Source organism: Paraburkholderia sp. BR10141 (assembly GCF_056155635.1).
In genome coordinates this window covers 49,368-67,890 of sequence record NZ_JBMIQH010000017.1, presented here as the reverse complement: position 1 = coordinate 67,890, position 18,523 = coordinate 49,368, and the positions used below count along the sequence as shown (strand labels likewise).

The window sequence follows — 18,523 nt, the reverse complement described above, 5'->3', positions numbered from 1 at the left end:
ATTTCAGAGACAAACCGGCCGACAAGTAATGGAATATGCCGATTACCGCCGGGATTGCAATTCGAATTCCCCCTGCGTACGTCGGCGATCATGCCTTGACGCCAGTTGACGGAAGCGCCGTTGCCGTGGCGCGCCGTCTGCGGCTCATAAACGATAGCATGAAAGCCGCAGCGTACCACTGTTCTGCAACGTGCTAAAAAGAATCCGTCATTTCAAGCACCCTTTCGATTCTCGTTTCCGATTATGGAGGAATGCTGAAAGAGTGGCGCCATGGAAAAGCGCTTTGTTCGCTTGCGGTTAATCGCAAGCCATGAGATGGTGGATCACGGGCACCGGGTCGGCGATGCGTGGGATCAGTCGCGGTGAAGGCATGTGCGGGCTCAGCGTCCGTCGAGCGACGCGGCGATGCGGTCGGAGAGGCCTATCTGACTCGCGGGGCAGGTGAGCCGATGAGGGCTACCGACCGTGCATCGAACCGGTGCGTCGCGCTCGACGTAACCGTCCTTCAATCCGGGGGATTCGCTATTAGGGACAATCGCAGAAGTCGTTTCCCAACGACCCTATGCGATTCATGCGAGGACTACGACAGGTCGCTGCGCTGCGTCCGGGGCGGCGAGCTGTCGGTCATGTCTGAACGGGCTCGCGAATCAGCTTGACGACTGTGCAGATAACGTCCAATGAGCAACGCGAGAATATTTATTCCGCTTCTTACGTTCTGAGCGATTCTTGGTTCCGTATCGCGGTTGTGTTTCCTATGCTGGCAGACTCGACGAGTCTGATGTGTCCTGCACACGCGCTCGCCGCCGCGAGGACCCCGCCGGACTCGCCTGCGCCGTGTGCTGCTTGATCGCCAGATAAGTGCCGTTAGCTGGCCGCGGGAATCCGGCGAACGCAGTTGCTTTTGGAGGTGGATTTCACCATGCCGGAGGAATATCGCTTCGATGTCTTTGGCCGGGCTATAGCCGTCGCACGCAAAGCCGAGGTATGGACGGTCTTCGATATTGGCGAGGAAGGCAAACGTCGCCGAGCCGACATCCAGATCCCAGCCTTCATCGCTGCGGATGAATTGCTGCAATATCTCGACGACATCTTTCACGAAAGCGCGACCCCAGCGCGACCGTGTGTAAGGGTGCTTCCTGACGGGAGACGGGATCTGCCGCCCTCCGCGGAGTGAAGTCGTCTCCGCCATAACGTCCATTCGCCCACGCGCCACGGAGCATTACGCATGGTCAATCCAATTCGCAGCGAAATCGATCTCGAGGCGCAAGGCCTTCATGTTGGCTATCTGCGACTGCCACATTCTGTTCATCGCTCGGCGTACGGCTGGATTCCGATACCAATCGGTTCCGTGCGCAACGGCGAAGGGCCCGTCGTGCTGCTCATGGCCGGCAATCACGGGGACGAGTACGAGGGACAGGTGCTCGTTTCGCAATTGCTGCGCGAAATCGACCCACAATGGATACATGGACAACTCATTTTCCTGCCGATGGCCAACTTTCCAGCAGCCGAGGCTGGAACACGCACGTCGCCGCTAGACGGCGGCAACCTGAACCGCACGTTCCCGGGCAATCCACTAGGTACGCCGACCGAGATGATCGCCGACTACATCGAGAACACCTTGCTCGCGCGTGCGCAATATCTCGTGGATCTGCATTCAGGCGGTAGTTCGTTGCTCTATCACGGTGCGAATATGCTCGCGATCGAGCCGCGCGACGAAGAAGAAGGCCGGCAGTTGCGGGCACTCCTTGGCGCATTTGGCTTGCCGCGCGCCTTTCTTCACGCGCCCAATCCGGTCCATTCGGCGACGGCTGCACGCCGTCAGGGTGCCATGTCGATCGTCACCGAGCTTGGCGGTGCCGGCGTCGTTCAGCGGGGCCTCCTGCACGAAGCGCGGCAAGGGCTGCTGCACCTGCTTGGCGCGATTGGCGTGCTGGCCGGGCCGCTCGTGCCGCCGCAACCGCCAGGCCAAACGCGGTTTTATCGCGTGTCTGCCCAGCACTACGTCTACGCGTATGAACGCGGCGTGTACGAGCCGCTCGCGGACCTCGGCGAACACGTGCACGCGGGGCAGCCTGCGGCGCGTATTCACTTTCCCGAAACGCCTCTGCGCGAGCCGCTGACGGTGGCGTTCGCGGCCTCGGGCGAGGTGGTGTGTCAACGGGCGGTTGCCTCGGTGCAGCGCGGCGATTGCCTCTTTCATCTGGCCGAGCCCGACGAGCCGTGAAGCGGAGAAGCGAGACGCACGGGTCTGTGCTGGATGCACGAAAATGCCTCAGAGACGCAATTCATCTGGATAACGATATTCGAATTGCTTGGTTATATGGCGCATGCGGGTGGGGGTAATCTGGCAGCCGGATCTGCCGTCCCACGAGAACGCCGCAACGATGACCTACCGCATTATCGATACCTCGCCGCTCGAAGCCGTTGCAAAGCCGCTGATCGACGGCCTGCAATGGGAATATGCAACACGCTACCGCGATCACCGCGCCGACAGCGAGGCTTCGGCCGCGCAGGAGTTGGCGCGTTATCCGGCCGCGTTGTTCGCGCCGCCCGAGGGTGCCTTCATCGTGCTCGTGCGCGACGGCGAGACCGTTGGCGGCGGGGCCTTCAAGCGCTACGACGCTCGGACAGCGGAGTTCAAGCGTGTCTGGACACGCGCCGACCAGCGCCGCCAGGGTCTTGCACGCCGCATCGTCGAAGAACTCGAGGCGCGCGCGTTGAGCCAGGGGTATCGCCGTGTTTATCTCACCACCGGCTTCAAGCAGCCGGAAGCCTGGGGCTTGTACATTGATTCAGGCTACGTCCCCTTGTTCGATCGCTCGATTGCGCCAGAAGTCCACGTGCGTCTGCCCTTCGCCAAGGACCTGCGGAAGCCGTTTTCCACGGATGCGCTCGACGACCTGCGCCCGCGTGAACCGCCAGGCGAGCATCGTTGATTGCGCGGCGGGTGGCGGCCACGCTTCGTTCGACGCCGCGTGTGCTGACTGCTTCATGCCACTCTGATGATCGGACACGACTATGACCCAGCGTAATCTCACCTTCGGCATCATGCTGCATGGCCCCGGCGGCCACATGAACGCATGGAAGCACCCAAGTAATCCGGTGGATGCCAGTGTCAACCTCGACTTCATTACCGGAATTGCCCAGAAGGCCGAGGCCAACGGCCTGGCGTTCGCCTTCGTGGCAGATGGCCTCTACATCAACGAAAAGTCGATCCCCCATTTTCTGAACCGCTTCGAGCCGATCTCCGTGCTTTCGGCGCTGGCGACTGCGACCTCGAAGATCGGGCTCGCAGGCACGATCTCGACTTCATACAGCCATCCGTTCACGGTGGCGCGGCAACTCGCCTCGCTCGACCTCATCAGCGGCGGCCGCGCGGGCTGGAATGTGGTGACGTCCCCGCTGGAGGGCTCGGCGAAGAACTACGGCGGCGATCACCCCAATCACGCGCTGCGCTACGAGATTGCCGACGAATACCTGGAAGTCGTGCAGGGGCTCTGGGATAGTTGGGACGACGACGCATTCGTGCGCGAGCGCGAAACCGGGCGCTTTTTCGATCGCGAGAAACTTCATACGCTCGACCACAAGGGCCGCTTCTTCGAAGTGGCCGGGCCGCTCAACATTCAGCGCTCGCCCCAGGGCCAGCCCGTGATTTTTCAGGCCGGCTCGTCGGACGCCGGCATCGATCTCGCCGGCAAATACGCCGACGCCGTGTTCACACATTCGCCCTCGCTCGAAGAGACTCGCGAGTTCGCCGGGCGCGTGCGCCGCAGCGCCGTGGCCCACGGGCGCGCCCCGAGCGAGGTGAAGATCTTTCCCGGTATCGGCCCGATCGTCGCCACGACGCACGACGAAGCCGAAGAGAAGTACCGCCTGATCCGCGACTTGCTGAGCGTCGACGAGGCGCTCGCCTACCTTGGCCGCTACTTCGATCATCACGACTTCACGCAATACCCGCTCGATGCGCCGTTTCCGGAGCTTGGCGACCTCGGCAAGAACAGCTTTCGCTCGACCACGGACCGCATCAAGGCCGACGCGCGCCGCAACGGCTCGACGCTGCGCGAAGTCGCGCTGGCCGTCGCCACGCCAAAGACGCATTTCCTCGGCACAGGCGAGCAGGTTGCCGACGAACTGATCCGATGGATGGACGCCGGCGCCGCCGATGGCTTCATCCTCGGTTTTCCGGTGCAGGCGGAGGGCCTCGACGACTTTGTCAGACACGTGATTCCGGTGCTCGAAGCACGTGGCCGATACAGCCGGCGCCTGAGCGGGGAGACGCTGCGAGACCACCTTGGCTTGCCGCGACGGATTAGCCGTTACGCGCTCGCCTCGACGCGCTGACTCAACGGCGCGGCTGGCTCGATTCATGGATGGCAGCCGCGCGCGGACGAACACGACAACCCTTGGACATTTTCCCTTTCAAAAGCGGAGCGTAAGTACACCATGAGTCGAGACTTGCTGCTGTTGCTGCAACCTGGCTTTACCGACCCTGCCCGTCCCGGCGAGCGTTTCATCTGTCCGCACGGCGCGCCAATAGAAGGATTGCTTGCGAGCGACCCCGAGCGCGTCGCGCGCATCGACGTAAAGCGGCTGCCGTTCACGCGACCGCGTGCGGTGGTGATCGAGGTGCTCGACGAGGCACATCAGGGGCTGCCCGTGCTCGTGCTCGGCGACGAGCATGCGGTTCCCGAAGACGTGCAAACGGTGAACGGCCGTCACTTCGTGACCGACACGAACCGGATTCTCGCGCTGCTTGCCGAACGGCACGGCTTTCCCAGGGTGCATTGAGCAGCGTTCGTACAACACAACACCATGCCACTTCGTCTTTTTGCCGCCATCCCCTCGCGCACGCGGCGCCACGCGCTGGCTCTCGCCATATCGCTTTGCAACGCCGCGGCGCTGCTCCTTTTGCCTCATGCGGCGCAAGCCACGCCCAAAGGAACACTGGTTTTCTGCAGCGAAGGCAGCCCGGCGGGATTCGACCCGGGGCAGCACACCACCAGCACCGATTTCGATGCGAGCACGAATACGGTCTACAACGAGCTGGTGCAGTTCCGCAACGGCACACTCGATCTCGAGCCCGCGCTCGCAACAAGCTGGGAGAGTTCAGCGGATCAACGCACCTACACGTTTCATTTGCGCCACGGTGTGAAATTTCAGACGACCTCGTGGTTTCATCCCACGCGGGACTTCAACGCGGATGATGTGATTTTCACCTTCACGCGCATGCTCGATCCGCAGATGCCGTTTCGCAAGGCGTATCCGACGAGTTTTCCCTATTTCAGCGATCTCGGGTTCGACAAGAATATCGCGCGCATCGAAAAAGTCGATGATTACACAGTGCGCTTCGACCTCAAGACGCCCGACGTGATCTTCGTGCGCAACCTTGCCATGAGCTTCGCGTCGATCCTCTCAGCCGAGTACGCCGCGCAGCTGAGTACGCAGCACCGCGAGGCCGATATCAACCAGTTGCCCGTGGGGACCGGTCCGTTCGCGTTCCGTTCGTACCAGAAGGACGCACTGATCCGCTACGACGCCAATCCCGACTATTGGCGAACGCAGGACGTCAAGCTCGCACACCTCGTATTCGCAATCACGCCCGATCCGGCGGTCCGCATCCAGAAGCTCGCGAGCGGCGAGTGCCACGTATCGGTGTTTCCGCGTCCGGCTGATCTGGAGGTCGTCAAGCGCAATCCGACGCTCAAGGTCGTTTCCGGCGTCGGCTTCAACGTGGGCTTTGTGGCGTACAACACGCAGCATCCGCCACTGGATCGCGTGGAAGTGCGCAGGGCGCTCGACATGGCGATCGACAAGCCCGCCATTATTCAGGCCGTGTTCGCAGGCAACGCGAAGATTGCGACGAACCCGATGCCGCCTGCCCAATGGTCCTACAACAATGCGCTCAAGGACGCGCCGTATGATCCTGCGAAGGCACGCGCACTGCTTGCGCAGGCAGGGCTGGCGAATGGCTTCGAGATTACGCTTTGGGCCATGCCGGTGCAGCGCCCCTATAACCCGAACGCACAACTGATGGCGCAGCTCATCCAGCAGGACTGGGAGAAGATCGGCGTTCACGCGCGGATCGTGAGCTATGAGTGGGGCGAGTACAACCGCCGCGCCAAGCAGGACGGCGAACACGACGCGTTGCTCTACGGCTGGTCGGGCGACAACGGCGACCCGGACAATTGGCTAGGCGCGCTGCTCGGCTGCGATGCGGTGCATGGCAGCAACGTCTCGAAGTGGTGCGACCCGTCGTTCAACTCGCTCATCGAAAAGGCGCGTGCGGATGCGAATGTGAGCGAGCGTGCGGCGCTTTATGAGCGCGCCCAGGTCGTCTTCAAGGAACAGGTGCCATTTACGCCGATCGCGCACTCGATCGTCTCGCTGCCAGCTTCGAAGCGCGTTGACGGGCTCGTGTTCTCGCCGTTGGGCAGCCACCGTTTCGACGGCGTGTCGTTGCAATAGGTACTAGTGAGGGTGGCGAGTCGGCCGCGTGTCTTCGGTGGCCACAGACGAATGGCGCGACTCGCAGCGCCATTCGTCAATGCGTGTCTGAGCCCGCGGGCCAGAACAGAAGCGCGCGCAATTCGATACTGCGCCGCGCCGCCGCGTCCGCACGACTGGTGGGGTCCTCGAAAGCGGTGTGAGCGGTGAGCCGCGCCGTGCCGTCCTCCAGAGAATCGTAGATTTTCAGCAGTAGTACTTCGTCGGGGCGCAGACGGGGAAAGAAGTACCAGCGATGCTGCGGGTTCGCGAGAAACGAATAGGTCTCGCCGGTCTTGTCGCGGTAGAGAAGGTCGGTCGGCACGAGATCGCCGGCCGCGATCGAGCGCGCGTCGCACAGCGCGAGCGGCAGTTGTTCCACCACGCTGAGCGGCCGCCACAGGTTGACGATCGCAAAGCGATGCCCCAGCCGCCGTTGCGCTTCTTCGGCATCGAGATGATCGCGCACCCGGCGCGGTCCGGACACGAAAGTCTGATCGTTATGCACGCGCCGCACAGGCTCGCGAAGTGTGGCGTTGCCGCGTGAGCCGCTCGCGCTGTCACGCAGCGTGTGGTCGAAGATGACGACCTTTTCGGCTCCCGTGATGTCGCGCAGCAACGCCTCGGCCTCGGGGCGATACACGAGGCGGATCAGGCTTTCGTCGCTGTAGTCGCTCACTGCGCTCCGATGCGAAACGAGCTGAAAGCCATTGCGGTCGAGCGAGATTTCGCCGGCCTCTGCAAGCGGACGCGCGTTACGTATCGTCACGCGGCGTGGGTCGAGCGTGCCCGAACTCCATGCCGTTCCCTCCGGCGGCTCGAACGTGTAATTGACCGGCCGGGCGTTGCCCGGCGCGAGATAGTTGAGTTCCGCCTCGACGGCAGACGTTCGCGAAAGAGGCGAGGGGACCGATAGCACTGTGCTCATAAGTCATCCTGATCAAAACGGTTCGCGCCACGGGCGCAGATCCAGCTCTTGTGTCCAGGCGCTGCGGGCCTGGCGGTGCAACTGCCAATAGCTTTCGGCGATAGCTTCGGGTTGCAGCAGACCGTCCGGCCCTGCGTCTTGAGCGCGCTGGGGCGCGGCGCTTCGCAGCCGTTCGCCGTCGATCCCGCCGTCGATGACGACGTGCGCCACGTGCACGCCTCGCGGTCCGAATTCGCGCGCGAGACTTTGGGCCAGCGAGCGCAGGCCCGCTTTCGCCGCTGCGAACGCGGCGAACGGCGGCCGCCCGCGCAGCGACGCGGTCGCGCCGGTAAAGATGAGGCTGCCGGCGCCCGAGGGGTTCGTCGCGGCGTCCGGGGCGTCCAGCAGAAGGGGCAAGGCGGCGCGGGCAAACACGAAGCCACCTAGCACGTTTGTGCGCCACGCGGACTCGAACTGCGCGACTTCGAGTTCGAGCGTTGGCGCGCGTACGGCGTTGCCCGCGTTGAAAATCGCGCTGCGCAGAATTCCGTGACTCGTCAGAAGTTGCGCGATGCGCGCGAGATCCTGCTCGTTTGCCACGTCGCCGGGTGCTGCGTGGGCGCGGCCGCCTTGCGCGCGTATTTCCGCGGCGAGCGCTTCCACACGCGGCGCCGTGCGTCCGGTCAGCACGACCGTGTAACCTGCTCGGGCGAAGTGGCGCCCGAGCGCCGCGCCCAGGCCGGCGCTCGCGCCCACCCCGGCAATCCATGCGACCGAAGCAGGAAGAGAAGAGGAAACGTCGCTCATGATTCTTTCACGCTAGTCACCACGCGCGCTTTTGGAAAAGAATGAAACTTCATATGGTTATTCATGCGGTCAGCGCATAGCGGTTCACGGGATAGTCGAGCCCAAGATGCTCGCGCAGCGTCGTGCCTGCATAGTCGCGCCGGTAGGCACCACGCTCCTGCAGGATCGGCACCACCTTACGCGCGAATTCGGTGAACGCGAGCGGTGTACCGCCGCGCACGATGAAGCCATCGGTCGCGCGCGCTTCGACCCAGGCCTGCAAGCCATCGGCGACCTGTTCGGGCGTACCGAGAAAGCTGGGCCTGGGCGTTGCGGCTTCCAACGCGACCTCGCGCAGCGTCAACCGGCGCTCGGCCGCGTTGCGCTTGATCGCGTCGGTCGTGCTGCGGAACTGGTTGCTGCCCAGTTCGCCGATGTCGGGAAATGGAGCGTCGAGCGGGTACTGCGAGAAATCGTGGTGATCGAAGTAGCGGCCAAGGTAGTCGAGCGCATTCTCGATCGTCACGAGCCGTGCGGTTTCGCGATACTGGTCCTCGGCCTGCACGGCCGAATCCGCCACGATCACGCTGATGCCCTGGAAGATCTTCAGGCTGCCGGCTGCGCGGCCGTGGGCGGCGAGCCGCTTCTGGACGTCGCCATAGAAGGCCTGTGCAAGCCCGATCGTTTCCTGGCGCGTGTAGATCGCGTCCGCATGGCTCGCCGCAACCGCCTTTCCTTCGTCGGAAGCGCCCGCCTGGAACAGGATCGGGCGGCCCTGGCGCGAGCGGCCGATATTGAGCGGGCCGGCAACCGAAAAGAACTCGCCCGCGTGATCGAGCGCATGCAGCTTGTCCGGATCGAAGAACACGCCGCTCGCCTTGTCGCGAACGAAGGCGTCGTCCTCCCACGAATCCCACAACCCCTTCGTCACGTCCAGAAACTCGGAGGCGATCCGGTAGCGCAGTGCATGTTCTGGGTGTTTGTCACGCGAGAAATTCTTCGCGGAGCCTTCCAGCGGGGAGGTCACCACATTCCAGCCCGCGCGGCCGTCGCTCAGGTGATCGAGGCTCGAAAACTGGCGCGCGACGGTGAACGGATCGCTGTACGAAGTCGAGAGCGTGCCAACGAGGCCGATGCGCGTGGTCGCGAACGCGAGCGCCGAAAGTAGCGTGAGCGGCTCGAAGCGGTTCAGGAAGTGGGGGATCGACTTCGCGTTAATGTGCAGCCCGTCGGCGACGAACAGCAGATCGAATTTCGCGTTCTCGGCCTCGCGCGCCAGCTCGCGAACGAAGTTCACGTTGATGCTGGCATCGGCGATCGCATCGGGATGCCGCCATGCGGACATGTTGCCCGAAGCGCCCTGGATGATCGCGCCGAGGTGAATCTGACGTTGGGGATTTGTGGTCGATTGGCTCATGGTGTGCAAGATAGAGGGCGTGTGGGACGTCACGCGGAAGTGGGCGGTTCGCCCTGCTGAGCCGACTTGGGCAGCTTTGGCAGCGCATCGAGCAGCGAGGCGGTATAGGCATGCGTTGGCGCAGTGAATACCTGCCCGACAGGTCCGCTCTCGACCAGGCGGCCGCGCCGCATCACGAGCACGCGGTCGGCAACGTGATGAACCACGCCGAGGTCGTGCGAAATGAACAGCATGGCCGTGCCGTGCTCGGACTGCATGTCGGCAAGCAGGTCGAGCACCTGCGCCTGGATCGATACGTCGAGCGCGCTCACCGGTTCGTCGGCAACGAGCAGCGCCGGGTTCGGCGCGAATGCGCGCGCAATCGCCACGCGTTGGCGCTGGCCGCCGGAGAGTTCGCGCGGGTAGCGGTCGTAGCAGCCCGCCCCGAGCCGCACCTCGTCGAGCAGTTGCAGCACACGGCGTCGCCGCGCGTCGCCGCGAATGCCGACCGCGTCGAGGCTCTCGCCGATGAGCTGGCCGACCGTATAACGCGGGTCGAAGGAGCTATAGGGGTCCTGCGCAATGAGCTGCAGGCCGGCCCGCCGATGTCGCCGAGCGGATTCGGGCACGCCGCTCCAGGGCTGGCCGTCGAGCGTCACGCGGCCGCTGTCGGGAGTGGTCAGGCCCAGCACGATGCGCGCGACCGTCGACTTGCCCGAGCCGGATTCGCCGACGATGCCGAGCGTTTCGCCTTTGGCGAGCGAAAACGACACGTCGTCGACGGCGGGGGGCGCGCTGTCGTCGCCGCCGTAGCGCTTCGTGATCGCTTCGACTGAAAGCACACGGGCATCGTCGACAATCTGCTTCGCCGGCAGCGCAACCCGTGCCTCGGCCGTGGCGGCGCCAGGTCCCGCGTCGCCCGAGAGCCGGTAGCCGCGCGACGCGGGCACGGGAATCGCGGCGAGCAGCTGCCGCGTATAAGGATGCGCTGGGCGCCCCAGCACGTCGCGCGTCGGCCCTTCTTCGACGATGCGGCCCGCACGCATGACGAGCACGCGGTCTGCCAGTTCCGCGACCACGGCGAGGTCGTGGCTGATGAGGAGCAGCGCGTCGCCGGCGTCGCGGCGGGCGCGCAGCAGCGATAGGATTTGACGCTGGACGGTCATGTCGAGCGCTGTGGTGGGCTCGTCGGCGATCAGCAGCGAAGCGCCGCCCGCGATGGCCGTGCCGATCAGTACGCGCTGCCGCAAGCCGCCCGACAGTTGATGCGGGTATTGCGGCAGCCGGCGCTCGGGTTCGTCGATGCCCACCGCCCGCAGGATCTCGACGCTGCGGTGGTGGATGTCGCGCGAGCGCACACTATGCAGCGATTCGGCTACGAGGTTGCGCACGCGCCATAGCGGATCGAGCGAGACCAGTGCGTCCTGGAGCACGTAGCCGATGCGGCGGCCGCGTATGCCGCGCCAGTCGCGCTCGCGGTAGCGGCTTGCGTCCTCGCCCGCGATCTCGAAGCGCTCGGCCTGTGTTTGCGCCTTCGGGCCGTTCAGTCCGACGAGGCTGCGTGCGGTGACGGATTTGCCGGAGCCCGATTCGCCGACGAGCGCGACGCACTCGCCCGCATGCACGCTCAGGCTCAGTGATTCGACGGCGGCGCGCGCGGCGTGCCGCTCATGAAACGCGATGCTAAGGTTTTTGATACGCACGAGCGGTTCGCCCGGCGGCGCGGTGAACGGATGAATCACGGCGGGTAGCGGGACCGGCGCTGAGAGGCTGCCTTCCGTGGCAGACCCAACGCGCACGCGGGCGGCGAGATTGGCAGTGGCAGCGGCTGTCATGCGACCTCCCGGCGTTCGAAACGCGCCTGCCAGTAGCCGCCGAGCGCGTTCACAGCAATGACGGCGGCCGTGATCGCCACGCCGGGCCAGACCGCGATCCACCATGCGTTGTACAGATAGTTGCGGCCCTCGGCGAGCATCAGTCCCCACTCGGCCGTGGGCGGCTGCGGCCCCATGCCGAGAAAGCTCAGGCCCGATGTGCCGATGATCGCGGTGCCGAGGCCGATCGTGGCAAGTACGGGCACCTGGGCAATGGCGTGCGGCAACACGTGCCGCCAGACCAGCACGGCCGGCGCGAGACCGAACGTGCGCGCCTGCTCCACATACCCCGATTCGGCGACGACGAAGGTCTGCGCGCGCACAACGCGCGCAAAGCGCGGAATCGAGGCGACGCCAAGCGCGAAGACGAGATTGACGGCGCCGGGGCCCGTGAACGAGATCAGCATGAGCGCAAGCAGGAGGTCCGGAAAGGCGGACACCACGTCGAGAAAGCGCGTGATCAGCTCGTCGAGCCAGCCGCGCGCGAGGCCGGCGATCAGCCCAAGCACGGTGCCTGCGAGCGTCGCGATGGCGATCGCCGCCGCGCTGATCGAGAGCGAGTAGCGTGCGCCGTAGACGACGCGCGCAAAGATGTCGCGGCCCAGCTGGTCGGTGCCTAGCCAATGCTCGGCGCTGGCGCTGAGCTGCGCGGAGACTGGGTCCGCCACGAGCGGATCATAGCGGGTCAGCCATTCGGGCGCGGCGACGGCGATGACGTTGAGAAGGAGCCAGAGCGCCGCAAGCGCAAGGCCGGGATGACGCCATATCCAGCTGGCGGCACGCCAACCCGCGCGCGCCCGCAATGGCAGGTCGAGAGGAACTGACATCGTGAAGCCTCCGGTTCAGCGCCGCGCGCGCGGGTCGCGCAGGCGCGGATCGATCAAGAGATAGAGCAGGTCGACGGCGGTGCTCAGGACGACGTAGATCGCTGCGGAGAGGATCGCGATCGCGAGGATCACGGGCATGTCCTTCGCGAGCACGGCATCGACGGTCACCTTGCCGAGCCCTGGGCGCCCGAACACCTGCTCGGTGATGACCGCGCCGCTCAACAAGCCGCCCACGAGCCAGCCGGCGAGCGTGACTGCCGGCAACGCGGCGTGCCGCAGCGCATGGCGCAGGCGCAGCGCGAAGCCGCCAATGCCCCACGCGCGCACGGTCAGCGCGTACGGCTCGTCGAGCGCGCGCTCGATGCCCTTGCGCAATATGCGGCCAATCACCGCGCCTTGCGCGAGCCCCAGCGAGAGCGCCGGCAGCACGAGCGAGGAGAAGCCGCGGTCGCCGGCCACGGGGAAGAGCTTGAGCGTGAAACTGAACACGAAAAGCAGCATGATGCCGAGCCAGAATGAGGGCGTCGAAGCGAGCAGCAGCTCCACGCCTGAGGCGGCGCGGGCGCCGAAGCGGCGCCCCGCAGTCAGCACCGCGAGCCCCACGGCGAACACGACCGCGACGACCAGCGCGGCGCTGGTGAGCTTGAGCGTGGGCCAGAGCTGGCCGATCACGAGCGGGGCGACGTCCGTGTTCAGGACGTACGAGCGGCCGAAGTCGCCGTGCAACACACGCCACAGGTAGTGCAGGTATTGCAGGGATACGGGCTCGTCGAGGCCCCATTCCTTGCGGATCGCGGCTTCAATCTCGGGCGTGTTCAGTTGCTCGCCGATCAGGATGCTGACGATATCGCCGGGCGCGAGATGCACGGCGACGAACGACAGCGTGATCGCGGCCCACAACACCAGCACGCCGGTCACGAGCCGCGTCGCGACCGGCGAGCGCAACCACGTGCGGCGCACGCGCGTAAGCGGCGCCGTCGGGCGGGGTACGCTCTCGTCGGGCAGCGGTAAGGGAGTCGGGTGGGTCATGGTCGAAAGTTCTCCTGCTGGCGAAGCCGGTGCGCGCCGCACGTCTCGCGTCAGCGCGAATCGAGGCAGACGTCGTAAGGCGCTTCCGGCATCTGCTTGAAGCTGCGGAACGCCAGGCCGCGCACGCGCGTGCTGGCGGCGATCTCGTCCTCGGGTTGATAGAGCGGAATTGCGTAGGCCTCGTCGACGATCACCGTGTGTTGCAGTCGCGCGTAGATGCGCTCGCGCGCCGCGTCGTCGCGCGTCTGCGCGGCTTCGTTCAGCCACGCGAGCAGGCGCGGGTCCGCCGTGCGGCTGTAATTGATCACGCCGCCGCGGTCGATGGGCAGGTAGTGGTTTTCTGTATCGATTCCGTCGGTATCGGTGTTCGAGTTGGGTATGGCGCCGAACTTGCCGGTCTTGCGCACGTCGGCATAGGTGCCCGCGTCGACATAGCGGATTTTCAGCTCGACGCCGAGCCGCTGGCGCGCCTGCGCCTGGAGTCCCTGCAACAGCACATCGCGCTGGTCGCGCACGGTGGCGATCGCCTGCACGACGTCGATCGACAGCCGCCGTCCGTCCTTCGTGCGGTAGCCGCCGGTGTCGCGCCCGGTCCAGCCCGCTTCGTCGAGCAGCGCGTTGGCAAGCTTCGGATTGTTGCCGTAGCTGTGCTCGATGCTGCGGTCATACAGCGGATCGACCGGCGAGGTGATGCCCCAGGCGCGTGTGCGCTTGCCGCGATAGATCGCGGCGACGAGAGTGTCGAGATCGAACGCCTGCAACAGCGCACGGCGCACCCGCACGTCCTGGGTGGGGCCGTAGGCCACGTTCAGATAGAGCGAGTACGGCGAGCCCGTGTTCAGCGCATGGAGGTAGCGCAGGTCCGGCTGCTTTTCGAGCAATGTGGCGTCGTTGCCCGAAATGCCCTCGATCACGTCGGCCTGGCCGGACAGCAGCGCGCCGGTGCGCACCGACGACTCGGGCAGGAAGCGGTAGACCACTCGGTCGAGGTATGCCGTGCCCTGATGGGTCGTCGTAGCCGGCGGCCATTTATAATCTGGATTCCGAACGAAATCGGCTTCCTGTCCCTTGCGCCAGGCCGTGAGAATAAACGGTCCGGTGCCCGCGACTTCGCGTCCGCCCGATTTCAGTTGCGGCGAGGCATAGGCGGCGGGCGAGATGAGCTTGAGCCCAGCGGCGAATGAGAGGAACGGCACGTAGGGCTCGTTCAACGTGAGCTGAACGGTGCGCGCATCGACGGAACGCGCGCCGGCGAGGCGCGACGCGATTCCGCAATAGCTCGAACCGGCGCAGTAAGACGGGTCGCGCACCTCGAGAAAGTTCTTCGCGACCGCTGCGGCGTCGAGCGGCTGGCCGTCGGTGAACTTCACGCCGTCGCGCAGTGCAAACGTCAGCGTCTTGCCGTCCGGCGAGACCGTGTAGCCAGTCGCGAGCCATGGGACATAGGTGCCATCGGGCTTGCGCGCGAGCAGCGACTCGAAGCTCGCGCGCAGGATCAGTTCCGCTTTCGCCTGTCCGTTCAGTTGCGGATTGAGGGTCGTCGGCTCGGTCTCGATGCCCCACGTCAGCGTGCCGCACGAAGCGGGCGCGGCGCTGACGCCGCCAGTGGCCGTTGCCGCAAGCGCGATTCCCCCGGCGGCGACCCTGCGCCGCCAGCGCGCGGACCTGGCCATGGCGAGAGGCGTTGACATCGACATCGTCATGGTTAGCGTTTGATCCACACGTCATAGGGGTTTTCGGGCATCTGCGCATACGAGCGGAAGCCGAGGCCCTGGACCGTCTTCGCGGCGGCGATCTGGTCTTCCGGCTCGTAGAGCGGCACGGCGAACGCCTGCTGGTCGATCGCGAAGTGCTGCAACTGGCCGTACAGCGCCTTGCGCTCGCCGGCGTTCTGCGTCTGCGCAGCGGCCTGCAGCCAGCGGCTCAGTTCCGGTGCCGACGCGCGGCTGTAATTGAGCGCGCCGCCGTGATCGACGGGCAGGTAGTGGCCTTCGATATCGATCCCGTCCGGCGGTGTGTTCGAGTTCGCGATCGAGCCGAACTTGCCGCTCTTGCGCGCATCCGCATAGGTGCCGTCGTCGACGTACTGCACCTTCAGATCGACGCCGAGCCGCTGACGCGCCTGCGCCTGCAACGCCTGCAGCAGCACGTCGCGCTGGTCGCGCACGGTCGCCTGTGCCTGGATTACCGCGATGGTGAGACGCTCGCCGTTTTTCGCGCGGTAGCCGGCGCTGTCGCGCGCGGTCCAGCCCGCTGCGTCCAGCAGCGCATTGGCGAGCTTCGGATTGTTGCCGTAGCTCTTTTCGATGCTGTGGTCGTAGAGCGGATCGATCGGCGAGGTGATGCCCCATGCGCGCGTGCGTTCGCCGCGGTAGACCGACTGGACGATGCCGCTTACGTCGAGTCCTTCGAGCAACGCGCGGCGCACATTGGCGTCCTGCGCCGCGCCGTAGGTGACGTTCAGGAACAGCGAGTAGGGCGTCCCGGTGTTCAGCGCATGCTGATACGTGAGGTCGGGATTGCTGCGGATCAGCCCCGCGTCGTTGCCCGACACGCCTTCGATCACGTCGACCTGCCCGGACAGCAGCGCGCCCGTTCGAACCGACGATTCAGGCAGGAAGCGATAAACCACGCGGTCAAGATACGCCGGCCCCTGATGGCCGCTGGTTGTCGGCGCCCATCGATAATCTGGATTCCTGTCGAACTCGATCTCCTGCCCCTTCACGTAGCGGCGCAGGATGAATGGGCCCGTTCCTGCGATGTCGGTGCCGCCCGACTTGAGGCTCGACTTGTCGAACGCGTTCGGCGAGAGGAGCGGGAGGGAGCCGGCAAAGGTCAGGAACGGCGCGTACGGCGCGTCGAGCGTGATCTCGACCGTGTGCGCGTCGGGTGTCTTGACGTCGGCAACGTGCGAAATCAGGCGCGCGAGGTTGCTGCCGCCGGAGTAGGAGAGGTCGCGAGCATAGAGGAAGTTGCGGGCCACGGCCTTCGAGTCGAACGGTGCGCCGTCCGTGAACTTGACACCGTCGCGCAGCGTGAAGGTATAAGTCTTGCCGTCGGGCGAGACTTTGTAGCCGGCGGCGAGCCACGGCACGAAGCTGCCGTCGGGCTTTTGCGCCAGCAGGCTTTCGTAAGCGTTGCGCAGCAGCAGCACGACCTTGTCCTGGCCGTTCAGTTGCGGATTGAGCGTGCGCGGCTCGGTTTCCACGCCCCACGTCAGCGTGCCGCCGGTGACCGGCTGGCCTGCCGCGAGCGTCGGATGCGGCAGCGCGAGGGCGAGCAGGACCGCCGCCGCCGCGGTTCGGCGCGAGGTGCAAGAGGCTTGCGCCGGGAATGAAAACGTCATCGGTGAGTACCTTGAGCAGTGGGTCGGTCGATCAGGGGAAGGCGGTTGCGCGCGGGCTATCATGCGGCTTGGGGATCGCGTGCGCCGGCTGCAACCGGCTCGCTGTAAAGCTCGGGAATAAGGATCTTGCGCAGCCAGACCAGCGGCGTGCCGAGCGCGTTGGTCGAGCGATGAAAAGGTTCATAGCCGTGACGCTCGTAAAACGGGGCGAGCCAGGGGTGATTGACGGCGGTCGCGAGCCACGTTGCGGGCGCCTTGACCTGCGCGCGCAGAAACTGCGTTTCGACATGATCGAGCAGCACGTTGCCAAGGCCCTGGCGCTTGAACGCGGGCGCGACGGCAAACCAGTGCAGGAACGGCCAGGGTGCGAGCCGGTTGCCTTCGGGCGACCAGGGAAAGCGCACGGTCAGCGTCGCGGCAAGCGCTGTGCCGCCGCCGACCACTTCGCGCTCGAGCACGAACGTCGTCTGGCTTGCGACCGCCTGCGCCACGCGCCCGACCGGTGAGCGCGTGATCGTGAAGTGAACGCCTTCGCGCGCAAGCGGTGCGTAGGCCTGCTGTAGCAGGTCGTAGAGGGCCGGCACATCGTCCTGGCCCGCAATGCGGATCTTGTCGGTCATTGTTCTGTCACGGCGAGCGAAGGGTGAATGCCGGGGGCGGAGGATGGGCTCGCGTGTGGAAGAGGAATGTTGCCGTCTGCAAGCAGTCCGAGCGACGCTATGCGGCGTGTAGCGTCGATGATCGGCGTGTCCACGACGAATTCGTCAATGCCATGGCGGCGATGCAGTGCGTCGAGTTCGCGCAGCACGTCCTCGCGCGTGCCGTGCACGATGCGCGTTTCGCGTTGTTCAATGCGGTGCGCACCGCCGCCCGATTGGCGCACGAATGCGTGCGCCTGCTCGAGGCTCGCGACGTTGACCGCGGCACCCTCGCCAACCTGCACACGAAAGCGCTGGAAGCCGCTTGCGAGCTGCGCGGCGTCGGCCGCCGTTTCGGCCACGACGATCGAAATCGCGAGCAGCGGCGCACGGCCGCCCGATAGCGAGCGGTAAGCGTCGAATGCGCGCTCGAGATCGCTGGTCGCCGCGTTGATATGCGCAGCGTAGACAAAGTCCCAGCCAAGGCGAGCCGCGAGCGTCGCGCTTTCGGCGCTCGCGCCGAGCAAGAAGGGTTGCACGGGAGCGGGCGGCAATGGCGTCGCGCGCAGCGCTTTCTCGTCGCTCTCGCCATTCGCCTCATCGGCTTCGCCCGAAGCCGGTGCCTTGGCATCGAACAGATACCGCTTGAGTTCGAAAGCAAGTTCGGCGAAATCCGGGCGGCGGCCTGCATCGAAGGCGTGTTGCAGTGCGCGCGTCGACAAGGGCAGTCCACCGGGCGCCTTGCCAACGCCGAGGTCGACACGGCCTGGTGCAAGCGAAGCCAGCAGGTTGAAATTTTCCGCGATCTTGTACGGGCTGTAATGCTGCAGCATCACGCCGCCCGATCCAACGCGGATGCGGCGCGTCTGCGCAAGCACATAAGCCACGAGGATTTCGGGCGACGGGCACGCAAGTCCCGCGGAGTTGTGATGCTCGGCGAGCCAGTAACGGTGATAGCCCCACGCCTCGGCGGCTTGTGCCAGAAAGACGCTGCGCGCGAGCGCGTCGGCGGCGGTTTCGCCGGCCGCAATCGGGCTCTTGTCGAGAACGCTCAGGCGGAAAGCGGGTTCGCGCTGTGCAGGATCGGAGTGGCTCGTGGGTAGTGTCATGCTGAGGGAGAGCGGGCATCGATCGCAGCCGCCCAGTCAATTTCGGTGCACAAAATTATTTTTCTTCGCAAACCGAACGGTCAAACAATGAAGAGGAATATGGAAAGCCGAAAATATTTGTTCGATTG

16 protein-coding genes are annotated in these 18,523 nt (G+C 65.2%); 6 read left to right on the top strand and 10 right to left on the bottom strand.

Going from position 1 to position 18,523, the window contains the following annotated elements:
* Positions 1-919: 919 nt before the first annotated feature.
* The 6 genes from ACOJB8_RS22980 to ACOJB8_RS22955 all read left to right on the top strand — a co-directional run bounded on the left by ACOJB8_RS22980 (position 920) and on the right by ACOJB8_RS22955 (position 6,465).
* Positions 920-1,174 (top strand): DUF7661 family protein, encoded by a 255-nt coding sequence (locus ACOJB8_RS22980; RefSeq protein ID WP_069261832.1) that lies wholly within the window; start codon positions 920-922, stop codon positions 1,172-1,174.
* Positions 1,175-1,225: 51 nt separating this feature from the next.
* Positions 1,226-2,224: a succinylglutamate desuccinylase/aspartoacylase family protein gene (locus ACOJB8_RS22975; protein ID WP_342947018.1), complete on the top strand. Its 999-nt coding sequence runs from the start codon at positions 1,226-1,228 to the stop codon at positions 2,222-2,224.
* A 160-nt stretch (positions 2,225-2,384) separates the two neighbouring features.
* Positions 2,385-2,936: a GNAT family N-acetyltransferase gene (locus tag ACOJB8_RS22970; protein WP_342947019.1), complete on the top strand. Its 552-nt coding sequence runs from the start codon at positions 2,385-2,387 to the stop codon at positions 2,934-2,936.
* A gap of 82 nt (positions 2,937-3,018) precedes the next feature.
* Complete coding sequence (locus ACOJB8_RS22965; RefSeq protein ID WP_342947020.1) at positions 3,019-4,341, top strand: LLM class flavin-dependent oxidoreductase; 1,323 nt, start codon at positions 3,019-3,021, stop codon at positions 4,339-4,341.
* Between the two features lie 102 nt (positions 4,342-4,443).
* The gene (locus tag ACOJB8_RS22960) at positions 4,444-4,788 is read left to right on the top strand and encodes a DUF3088 domain-containing protein (RefSeq protein ID WP_342947021.1); all 345 of its coding nucleotides are present in this window, start codon (positions 4,444-4,446) and stop codon (positions 4,786-4,788) included.
* A gap of 24 nt (positions 4,789-4,812) precedes the next feature.
* Positions 4,813-6,465, top strand: coding sequence for an ABC transporter substrate-binding protein (locus tag ACOJB8_RS22955; protein WP_342947022.1), 1,653 nt, complete (start codon positions 4,813-4,815; stop codon positions 6,463-6,465).
* Positions 6,466-6,541: 76 nt separating this feature from the next.
* Here the strand turns inward: ACOJB8_RS22955 and ACOJB8_RS22950 are convergent, their stop codons facing one another.
* The 10 genes from ACOJB8_RS22950 to ACOJB8_RS22905 form a co-directional block, all read right to left on the bottom strand.
* Positions 6,542-7,411, bottom strand: coding sequence for a CmcJ/NvfI family oxidoreductase (locus ACOJB8_RS22950; protein ID WP_342947023.1), 870 nt, complete (start codon positions 7,409-7,411; stop codon positions 6,542-6,544).
* A 12-nt stretch (positions 7,412-7,423) separates the two neighbouring features.
* A complete protein-coding gene (locus ACOJB8_RS22945) occupies positions 7,424-8,197 on the bottom strand; it encodes an SDR family NAD(P)-dependent oxidoreductase (RefSeq protein ID WP_342947024.1) in 774 nt (257 codons plus the stop codon).
* A 61-nt stretch (positions 8,198-8,258) separates the two neighbouring features.
* Positions 8,259-9,593, bottom strand: coding sequence for an LLM class flavin-dependent oxidoreductase (locus ACOJB8_RS22940; protein WP_475014423.1), 1,335 nt, complete (start codon positions 9,591-9,593; stop codon positions 8,259-8,261).
* A gap of 29 nt (positions 9,594-9,622) precedes the next feature.
* Positions 9,623-11,407: a dipeptide ABC transporter ATP-binding protein gene (locus ACOJB8_RS22935; protein WP_475014420.1), complete on the bottom strand. Its 1,785-nt coding sequence runs from the start codon at positions 11,405-11,407 to the stop codon at positions 9,623-9,625.
* The gene (locus tag ACOJB8_RS22930) at positions 11,404-12,273 is read right to left on the bottom strand and encodes an ABC transporter permease (protein ID WP_368619269.1); all 870 of its coding nucleotides are present in this window, start codon (positions 12,271-12,273) and stop codon (positions 11,404-11,406) included. Before ACOJB8_RS22930 ends, ACOJB8_RS22935 begins: the two co-directional genes overlap by 4 nt.
* Before the next feature lie 15 nt (positions 12,274-12,288).
* Positions 12,289-13,302 carry an ABC transporter permease gene (locus ACOJB8_RS22925; RefSeq protein WP_069261301.1) on the bottom strand — a complete coding sequence of 338 codons (1,014 nt, stop codon included), beginning with the start codon at positions 13,300-13,302 and terminating at the stop codon, positions 12,289-12,291.
* Between the two features lie 50 nt (positions 13,303-13,352).
* Positions 13,353-14,993, bottom strand: coding sequence for an ABC transporter substrate-binding protein (locus ACOJB8_RS22920; RefSeq protein ID WP_342947029.1), 1,641 nt, complete (start codon positions 14,991-14,993; stop codon positions 13,353-13,355).
* Between the two features lie 14 nt (positions 14,994-15,007).
* The gene (locus ACOJB8_RS22915; protein ID WP_342947030.1) at positions 15,008-16,648 is read right to left on the bottom strand and encodes an ABC transporter substrate-binding protein; all 1,641 of its coding nucleotides are present in this window, start codon (positions 16,646-16,648) and stop codon (positions 15,008-15,010) included.
* A gap of 59 nt (positions 16,649-16,707) precedes the next feature.
* Positions 16,708-17,268 carry a GNAT family N-acetyltransferase gene (locus ACOJB8_RS22910; RefSeq protein WP_069261299.1) on the bottom strand — a complete coding sequence of 187 codons (561 nt, stop codon included), beginning with the start codon at positions 17,266-17,268 and terminating at the stop codon, positions 16,708-16,710.
* A complete protein-coding gene (locus ACOJB8_RS22905) occupies positions 17,265-18,395 on the bottom strand; it encodes an LLM class flavin-dependent oxidoreductase (protein WP_342947031.1) in 1,131 nt (376 codons plus the stop codon). Before ACOJB8_RS22905 ends, ACOJB8_RS22910 begins: the two co-directional genes overlap by 4 nt.
* Between the last annotated feature and the right edge of the window lie 128 nt (positions 18,396-18,523).